This window comes from Shimazuella sp. NTD247 (assembly GCF_059510415.1).
In genome coordinates, this window is sequence record NZ_JCAJZU010000015.1 from 1 (window position 1) to 8,950 (window position 8,950).

The 8,950-nt window shown below is 34.8% G+C and carries 9 protein-coding genes and 1 pseudogene; 4 read left to right on the forward strand and 6 right to left on the reverse strand.

Going from position 1 to position 8,950, the window contains the following annotated elements; translation table 11 throughout:
* Window positions 1–101 precede the first annotated feature (101 nt).
* The 5 genes from AC5WOC_RS20985 to AC5WOC_RS21005 are packed head-to-tail and all read right to left on the reverse strand — an operon-like array spanning window position 102 to window position 5,901.
* The gene (locus AC5WOC_RS20985; RefSeq protein ID WP_496057380.1) at window positions 102–1,481 is read right to left on the reverse strand and encodes an oligosaccharide repeat unit polymerase; all 1,380 of its coding nucleotides are present in this window, start codon (window positions 1,479–1,481) and stop codon (window positions 102–104) included.
* Window positions 1,482–1,500: 19 nt separating this feature from the next.
* Window positions 1,501–2,919: a lipopolysaccharide biosynthesis protein gene (locus AC5WOC_RS20990; protein ID WP_496057381.1), complete on the reverse strand. Its 1,419-nt coding sequence runs from the start codon at window positions 2,917–2,919 to the stop codon at window positions 1,501–1,503.
* Window positions 2,920–2,939: 20 nt separating this feature from the next.
* Entirely contained in the window at window positions 2,940–3,683 is a 744-nt protein-coding gene (locus AC5WOC_RS20995; protein ID WP_496057382.1) for a hypothetical protein, read from the reverse strand.
* Between the two features lie 7 nt (window positions 3,684–3,690).
* A complete protein-coding gene (locus AC5WOC_RS21000) occupies window positions 3,691–4,779 on the reverse strand; it encodes a glycosyltransferase (RefSeq protein WP_496057383.1) in 1,089 nt (362 codons plus the stop codon).
* A gap of 3 nt (window positions 4,780–4,782) precedes the next feature.
* Window positions 4,783–5,901, reverse strand: a complete 1,119-nt coding sequence (locus AC5WOC_RS21005) for a glycosyltransferase (protein ID WP_496057384.1) — start codon at window positions 5,899–5,901, stop codon at window positions 4,783–4,785.
* A gap of 461 nt (window positions 5,902–6,362) precedes the next feature.
* Between AC5WOC_RS21005 and AC5WOC_RS21010 the strand changes: the two are divergent.
* The 4 genes and pseudogenes from AC5WOC_RS21010 (at window position 6,363) to AC5WOC_RS21025 (ending at window position 8,029) form a co-directional block, all read left to right on the forward strand.
* A pseudogene (locus AC5WOC_RS21010) lies at window positions 6,363–7,157 on the forward strand (spore germination protein).
* Complete coding sequence (locus AC5WOC_RS21015; RefSeq protein WP_496057385.1) at window positions 7,121–7,324, forward strand: Ger(x)C family spore germination protein; 204 nt, start codon at window positions 7,121–7,123, stop codon at window positions 7,322–7,324. The pseudogene AC5WOC_RS21010 and the gene AC5WOC_RS21015 overlap by 37 nt, the downstream one beginning before the upstream one ends.
* A 68-nt stretch (window positions 7,325–7,392) precedes the next feature.
* Window positions 7,393–7,704, forward strand: a complete 312-nt coding sequence (locus AC5WOC_RS21020) for a Ger(x)C family spore germination C-terminal domain-containing protein (protein ID WP_496057386.1) — start codon at window positions 7,393–7,395, stop codon at window positions 7,702–7,704.
* Window positions 7,705–7,828: 124 nt separating this feature from the next.
* The gene (locus tag AC5WOC_RS21025; RefSeq protein WP_496057388.1) at window positions 7,829–8,029 is read left to right on the forward strand and encodes a Ger(x)C family spore germination C-terminal domain-containing protein; all 201 of its coding nucleotides are present in this window, start codon (window positions 7,829–7,831) and stop codon (window positions 8,027–8,029) included.
* Between the two features lie 267 nt (window positions 8,030–8,296).
* On the opposite strand, the gene AC5WOC_RS21030 is transcribed toward AC5WOC_RS21025, so the two are convergent.
* On the reverse strand, window positions 8,297–8,701 hold the full coding sequence (locus AC5WOC_RS21030; RefSeq protein ID WP_496057387.1) for a GerAB/ArcD/ProY family transporter: 405 nt from the start codon (window positions 8,699–8,701) through the stop codon (window positions 8,297–8,299).
* Window positions 8,702–8,950: the final 249 nt, after the last annotated feature.

Consider the following 8,950-nt stretch of genomic DNA (forward strand, 5'->3'; position numbering starts at 1 on the left):
TTGATCTCACTCTTCAGTTTTCAAGGAACAACTTTGTTTTTTGTGTCTGTCCGCTACTGTCGCGGCGACAAGTAATAATATAACACTTGGAAAAAACAAAGTCAACTACTTTTTTTAACTTTTTTTATTGAAGACGGCAATGTATCTTTTAACTTTACGACTGCATAGGGGATAACAACCAATACAAATAATACAATCCACACTGGATTGATCACCAGATCAGAAAATCCACCCACCATTGCCCGGGGAATATTGATGATAAAAAACACAAATAAACTGATGAACACAGGATGTTTTGGTAATCGAATGAACAAAACATATAAAAGCTGCACAAATATCCCAAGATATACGGAAGCCAGCATAACTCCCCAAATTCCATATGTTGCAAAAGCTTCTCCAACATATAATGTATTTAAAACCCCAGCTGTTCCTTCCTGAACTTTTTCTGGGAATAAGTCCATCATAATTACCCTTGCGCCTCTCATTTGATCCACATCGTACATTTGTAGAATTGCTTCAGGCAGCCCATAGAGATGAAGAAATGGATATACTTCACCAAAACGATCCACAAATATGTACATTGGTGCAATTTGTGTTAATATAATTCGCCCAATAGGCCCTTGTGAATAGTTTAAAAAGGTAGAACTTCCAGAAGCTCCAAGCAGTGTATACATTACAATAATATAAGCAACTCCAATTGCACCAAACAGCATAATCCAACGTAAATTTAAACGTAATTTACCTACATAAATACTAGTGAGGATCAGCATAATCATATAAAACAAAGTTGGAGCTTTTTCAAAGTTATACACCAATATAATTATGGAAGATCCAAATAATACAGCAAAAAGAGTCCTCCATTTCCACAACTTCGTCTTTAAAGCATATGCAAAAGCTACAAGCGATAACAAAGGTGTGAGACCAATCGCTAATATATTTTTCACGTACACAATCCCTGTATATCCCTCTTTGGCATCAATTCTACCTTTTGCTAGATCAGCAGTATTACCAGTAATAGCAGAAAACAATGGGATTGTACTAGTATGCACCAAAGTATAGATAACGGATAAGATACTAATAATACTCAGTATCAAAAAAAGGGTGTAAAATAATTTTTTATTTTTATCTGTATCAAAAACTTCATCTACAGCAGATACCCAATAGGCATTGAATTCTTTATTTGCGTGGAAACCAACGATTTTAGATACAATCCAGGTAGTAAACGAAAAGATTAAAAAGGAACTGCATACCAACATAAAACCAAGTTGTCTTGTTTCAGGAAATAGAAGTTTATTAATAATATAGGAGCGATCTATATTCAGTACAATCAGCAATGAACCAATTAAACTGGATAATAGAAAAACATACCCAAAAATCACCAAGTGTAAATTTGGTCTGCTAACTGAAAAACCACCTGAACTTTTATGAAGAAACAGAACACCGATGATTAGAGTAAGAACCCAAACTAAAATCCAAATCACGACAACTTCCCCCTGATGACTACTTGGTTTTTAAGCTTCTAAAATCACGATCAACCCTACATATAGCTAACGAAACGATAAAGTATATCCAAGGAAGAGCTTGATAATACCACGCAAATTCATGCACTTGCAAATATACCATCGCTGCAATTGTTATTACACTTTGAATAAATAAAAATAACATTTTCCCCATTTGTATTGGGACATGATAATATTTTTGGCTTTGTTGAAAGACTAATATACAAGTGAGCAAATAAGCGATAACATTTGAGATAACTATTCCCCATAGACCAAATGGAATGTACATTACTATATTTAAAACAATATTAAGCACTGCAGCAAGAATAAGGATGGTCGAGATTGATTTGGTTTTCTTGGCAAACAGTAACCCCGATGAAACAATAATATAGAAAAAGTTTAAAAATGAAGCTAAAGACAAAAATCCAACATATTGATAAGACGTTTGGTATTTGGGATCCAATAACAGTATGACTAATGGCATGACACTTGTTACCAATACAATCCCAAACATACCGATAGTAAAGATAATGGTATATGCTTTGGAAAAAAATGATTTTCCATCCGGATGATCTTTCATCTGCATAGAATACGGACGCCATGCCATTTGAATACCATAGGTCAATAAACTAATCATGGATGCAAATTGAAAAGCTGCTACATAAATCCCTACAGATGTTGTGTTATCCATCGCTGCAATAATATAGCGATTGGATGTACCCATTACCCAAAAAGAAAGCGATGCAGGAACTAATGGTGCTCCATACTTTAAAACCTTTATCCAAATATCTTTATCAAAACGCAGTCTCAAGTACTTTATCATTTGTGTGCCTGACAATAGGATTACAATAGCAATACTTATTATCCTACCCCAAACAATGCTTCCAATTGATCCAGACCAATAAACCAATAAAAAATATGACAATATCGCTATGAATAACATTTTGGCTACTGTCAATAAAACAACACGTAATGTCTTCATCTCATAACGATATACAGTAAGTGCTAAAACATTTATCGAATCGAGAATGAGTGTTACTAGTGATAAATAGAAAAACGGCATCAATTCGCTGCTTATATTGAGCCATGGTATCAAATGATTGCCTGCCAATAAAGCAATAAGAGTGAGTACCACAGCAACGAATATACGAAAAGCCATCACATTTTGCACATACTGTAATTTCTTTTCAGAATCTTTTTCTTCGAAATAATAAAATGCTAAAGCAGTATCTGTACCGAAAATAACAAAATAACCGAGAATAGCTATTGTCCCATCAATGATTCCCAATACTCCATACTCATCCGGTTGGATATAGTGAGTATAAATCGGAAACATGATGAATGCTATTAACTTGGTGCTGACACTCATTAATGCATATAAAAATGAGTCTCCAGCTAATCTTTTTAATTGGGCTAACAAAGAGAACATCTCCTACATGGTCAATTTCGAGATGATTTTGCATCCAACACATATTTCCAGAGCGTCACTACAACCAATCCCAAAATAATTCCAGTCAACAAAGCAATAGCGATATTTGCTTTCCATGGGGAAGCTTTTTGCATTACTGCAAGATTAGCCAATGAGCTCGGCGGTACGATCACAGGAGCTTGAGCACTGAGTAGATCCAATTTACTGGACTGCAATTGATCTTGAGTTGTGGCCAACTCTGACTGCAAAGTTGTGAAAGCTTCTAATGACTGTGTGTTAACAGAAGATGGCTTGATCGCTTTTGCAGCCTGTTCTAAAGCTGTCACACGTTGTTGTAAGGAATCTGCATATTGTTTCGAGAGATTTCTTTTTTGTTGGTATACTTGTTGTAAATCTGCATAGTAAGTTTTTGCTACCTTTTGAAACCCTTCATTTACTTGTTCTTTGTCTTTTCCGCTTATCTGCATCTGTACCTGTTTATATTTTGGAACAATCACTTGAAGTGAAGGTTGCAAATCTTTTGGCAGCAATGATTGATAACGAGACATAATGATGTCTGGAACTGTTACTTTATCATCTGTAGCGTCTGCCACATTAAAAAGTACGGAACCTTGGTAAGTAGGTTTTGTAAATGCACTAATAAGTATTGCGATGATTACTGTAATTACAGGGATTGCTATTACCCAAAACTTTTTCTTCCAAATAAAAGCTAGATAATCGTAAAAGGCATACGATTTTTTCGCTTCTTCTGTCATTATTTATTCATCCTTTTATTTTAGTTTCCATGTGATTTTGCTTTAAACTTTTTTCATATAAATTGACCATCTTCTGCACACAGTCGCTCCACTGATAGTGTTCTCTGACAAATTGGGCTGCATTCGCCTCCATTTGATGTCTGTTATAGTCATCATTTAACAGTGTTTTCATTGCTTTGTATATTTCTTCGGGGCTATTATTAGGCATAATGATACCTGTTACTCCATGTTTTACTACTTCCGGGAGTCCACCGACATTATTAACGATAGTTGGAACACCACAAGCTTGTGCTTCTAATGCAGATACTCCAAAGCTCTCACTCTCAGATGGTAACACAAACAGATCCAATTGCGTAAGTAATTGCGGCAATTCCTCTTGAGGTACAAAGCCAGCAAAAGTGACCTGATCAACTATTTCGTAATCTTCTACCATCTCCTGATACCGCTCTTTTTCTGGACCATCTCCTATAATGACCAAATGAACTACATCTTCTTCTTTTACTAGCTTCGCAAAAGCTTCGATTAATTTAGGAAACCCATATATATCTTTTAAACTCTTAGCAATCCCGATATGGAATTCACCACTTGATTTCCCAAAAGGATTGGGGGAAAAATGATCCGTATCAACCCCAAATGGAATAAGATCAATATGTTTATCCGTATACTTCTTCGTTTCTTCTAACATCGCTTTACTTGTCGAACAAATATAAGTAGCTGAAGACAACGAAAAAGCCAGTATTCTTTTATTTAAAGATTTTTTCGGAAATTGATAAATATCGCTTCCCCATACCGATAAATATAAGGGATTAATCCGAGCTAAACCCGCAACAAAACCATAACTAGATGCATAATGTGCGTGAATAATATCAGGCTTTATTTGCGATAACAAGCTACGAAATGCAAATACAGTAGTCAAATAAGAGAGTTTTCCAGGTAAATACTGTGGCAACGCATATGTTTCTACTTTTTCAGCATGCTCTTTGGAGTAATGATTTGCAAAAGTAATAACACAAACATCTTGTCCATGTTTTTTTAATCCCAGTGCCCATTTTTGTGTATGTGTAGATGTGCTTGGTGCAAATAAAGCAATTTTCATTATCTAAGACTCCGTTTTTCTTTTTGTTAATGTATTACTCACCGTTCTCACTCTTGACAGCCATGAATTATCTGCCAAAAACTTTTCTTGAATCGTCTGTAAATAGGTTCGATGCTGATTCATCATAAGCTTTGTAGCTTCTACCATGGAATCTGCATTTGCTTCTGCGACTACACCGTATGGGCCACTTTCTACAAATCGCTGTTGTGCGGTGCAATTGCTAGCCAAAACAGGTAAATAATTCGATAAGTATTCTACCAACTTTACTGGTACAGAGAAATCATTATAGGTACTTTTTGTCCTTGGAAGATATGCAAAATCATGCTCTTCATAAAGTTTGTCCAGCTCTAATCCAGACAAATGTTTGACATCCACTTGCAATTGATTCATTTTTTCTTTTTGCTCAGCTGCCAGACCATTGTACTCAGCTTCTCTGCATACTACTGTCAATGCAAGAGGCAGTCCTTCTGTTTTAATCTCCTCCAAAGTATCTAACATCAATGGGAGGCCATTATCGGCATGTTGGACAGCGCCAACATATATTGCTTTGACAAGATTATCATCCCGCTCTGCTTTGTGAAAAATGACTTCTTTTCCCCCTGGAGGAAGTGCTACTTTGGTACGATTAATAGCGACATACTTTCCCATCTCTAAACTAGGCAAAAAGATAGCATCAGCATACTTTTCATAAAACTTCTCTTCTTTTCGATATAACCATTGCATCATTCTCTTTTTTATCCCTTTTAAAGGGTATAGCTCATCAAATTTCCAGTATACATCACGATAAAAAATTCCCATTGGTATTTTATGTTTTTTTAGATATTGAAATACTTTTTTATCGAGAAATGGTTTTTTCGGAATATGATCTTTATCCGTTAACCATATAGGAATCGTTTGGTTCTCTGCATAACAGAAGCGAACATTCGTCAAAGTATTTTGACGGACAAGTTCATCCCATTGTAAAGCTCGTTCTTTGGATTCACCAGACACAACAATTACCTCTAAGCCTTCTTGGTTTCCCCAACTTTGAAACGCTTCAATCATCTTTAACGGGCGTACCTTAGATCCACTATCAGCCTTTTCCGCTAGTTTAAATGGAAAATAGATCAATATCTTATCCATAGCGTGCTTCCCTTCCACATTCACATTAGGCCAAACAATTATGTATCACACAACAAATTAAATATTTGTTATTCCATCTTAACGAAAAATCGAGGAAAAGAATATGACAATGCTCCAACAGTCATTTTTCTATCATAACAAGAAAACAACTGTTGTACCATAAATAATAGCAAATCAAGGATATTCCTCATTATCCGGTTGAATAAAAGGGGGAAAATGGAAAAAAATGTACTTAGTACATTTTTTGATCCATGTTATTGGATGTGGAGGATTTTACTAATGAACAGTATTTGGAATCGGTTAATGAAAAAAACAAAAAATCAGAGGAAACTGTTCATATGTATACTGAAACAAAAATAACTTCAGGTGATAAGAAATTACATTCATCGATAGGAAAAAATATAAATTTTATCATGAAAACTTTAGGTAACAGCAGAGATTTAGTGGTACGCCAATTTAAAATGGGAATTCCCTTTCTTCACAAAGTGGCATCAATTTATATAAATGGATTAACCAATAAAGAGATATTAGGATCATTCATAATAGAGAGGCTAATGGATGACATTAACTTCACAGAAAAAGAAGAACCTTATCTTCCTAAACAAGTAGGTTCTTATATAAAAGAACACATTATTTCCATAACAAACGTAGGCGATATTAAAAACTGGAACAAACTTTTCCTGTCGCTGTTATCTGGGGAAACAATCGTTCTAGTGGATGGTTGGGATCAGGGCTATGCTTGTGCGGCTCAAGGAGGAGCACTTCGTCCTATTTCAGAACCTATAGCAGAATCCTCTGTCTGAGGACCACGTGATAGCTTTACAGAGTCATTAATTAGCAATACTGCAATGATTAGACGACGTATAAAAAGCCCTCATCTATGGCTGGAAACCACGGAGATAGGAGAAATTACACAAACGGGCTTAGGAATCATGTATATAAAAGGCATTGTCAACAACAAGCTGCTTGTTGAATTGAAAGAAAGATTGAAGAAAATAAATGTAGATGAAGTTCATGGTTCCAACTCGATTGAAGAATGGATTTCTGATGAGACTTTTACTCCTTGGCCAACGATATTTATCACGGAACGTCCTGATGTTGTTGCAAGAAATTTATTAGAAGGACGTATTGTGATTTTTGTAAATGAAACGCCTACAGCTCTCATCGTCCCTGCAAGTTGGAATCAATTTTTCCAAACTGCAAAAGATTACTATTTACGATGGACGATTGCCAGTTTCTTACGATTGCTATGGTGATTAGTGAAGAATTGGCAAAAGAAGGAATCGGGGATTTATTTGATGTTATTGAACGAGATTCACACTTTCGATTACTATTTCCGATCCTGATCACCAAAGGTTCCCATAAGGCTAACAATTCTTTGGAATTAACGACAGCGTTAGAAACCATTCCTTCTAAAAAATAATAGATACATTAAAGTACTCCGAAAGGGATTGGGGAGTCTATAAAGTCATTCGGGCAGATCAGGTGATTATGAAATTAAAAAAGGGAAGCTTTATTATTACTGGTATCCAAGTAAAAGGAAGTGTTAAAGAAGGAAATAAACTATCCAATATGCAACAAATCTCTCCATTGTCTACTGCTACTATTAATGGAGCTGGTCTTTTCAAAGATAGAAAATTAATAAAATGGCTCGACAAAGATACTTCACGCGGGATGAATTGGGCATCTGATGATATAAAAACTACCGTGATAAGCCTCGTCTGTGGTGAAAAAAAGGATGCCATTGCTATTAATTTGATACGATCAAAAACAACTTCTGATGTAAAAATAAACAAACAATAACCGGAGATCACCCTTACTGTCCATTCAGAAGGAATCATTTTAGAAAATAATTGTGCTATCGACCTTAGCAAATCGGAAAATCTTGAAAGATTAGAAGGACAATTGGAAGTACAGATCAAAAGAAATAGCGCAAGCATTAAAAACAGCACAAAAAGAAAAAACAGATGTCTTTAATTTTGGTGATCAAATTAACATTTCAAACAAAAACGTATGGAAAAAAATCCAATTCAAGTGGGAAAATAACATTTTTCCACACACAAACATCCACATAAACGTACAGGCTATTATTCGACGCACAGGTATGGTCACAAAGTCTTACAGATAAGTTTTATTAGAAAGAATGGATTTCTTAGGGAATGGAAAAAGCAAAAATAAGTGCCATTCAGTTGTTTTCTATGATGTTTATATTTGGCCTAGGGACATCTGCAGGCAAAGACATCTGGCTGTCTATACTTCTAGCCATGTGTGGTGGATTAGTTCTACTTCTCAATTACTTACTATTTATTTCGTACGTATCCTAATTTAACCTTTACACAATATGTAAAAGAAATTTTCGGGAAATATATGAATGGATCATTGCATGCTATTGTCTTTAATTTTTATATATTTGCGGTAGAAACATACGAGAATTTGGTGAACTATTGGTTTCATCAGTCTTGCCAAAAACCCCCTTAACTGTCATCGAATTAACAAAAACATGAAAAGATATGGAAAAGTTATTTGCAGAACAAGGTTCCCATCCATGTTCGAGAATTGGTTTTATTCGTTGAATATCTACATCTCCAGATACTAGAACAAAGAAATTCCCTATTGCTCCAAGCAGTATCAGTACAAATAAAAATATTTCTGCTGATCTGCCTACAACTTCTATTCCTAAATAGATAACATAGCAAATGACCAAGAAACGAAACCCTAATTGAATATCTAAAAATAACAGATTCAAAATGGATAATATTAAAACAAGAAATATCACTGAAAATACCTTTATGAAATTCATAAATGATAGTTCCTCATTCATTTTAAAAGTACATATATTATTTGTAAAAAAAGTTTTTTCATAAAGGTATTTCTATCCACTTGCCACTTAAAAACAAAATCATTGTAAGTTTTGACACTTCATACAACGAAAATCGCGATTTTTGTTGCCCATATTTTACGGTTATTTAATTTTGATATGAGGGAACCTAGTATAACGCGAAATAATGAATTGTAATTATGTAAGTTTAAAATAAGCATTAACAATACA

Coding starts and splice junctions, on each gene's coding strand:
- AC5WOC_RS21015 (WP_496057385.1), top strand. CDS start 7,121: ATGGACGATTGCCAGTTTCTTACGATTGCTATGGTGATTAGTGAAGAA.
- AC5WOC_RS21005 (WP_496057384.1), bottom strand. CDS start 5,901: ATGGATAAGATATTGATCTATTTTCCATTTAAACTAGCGGAAAAGGCT.
- AC5WOC_RS21000 (WP_496057383.1), bottom strand. CDS start 4,779: ATGAAAATTGCTTTATTTGCACCAAGCACATCTACACATACACAAAAA.
- AC5WOC_RS21030 (WP_496057387.1), bottom strand. CDS start 8,701: ATGAATTTCATAAAGGTATTTTCAGTGATATTTCTTGTTTTAATATTA.
- AC5WOC_RS20995 (WP_496057382.1), bottom strand. CDS start 3,683: ATGACAGAAGAAGCGAAAAAATCGTATGCCTTTTACGATTATCTAGCT.
- AC5WOC_RS21020 (WP_496057386.1), top strand. CDS start 7,393: ATGAAATTAAAAAAGGGAAGCTTTATTATTACTGGTATCCAAGTAAAA.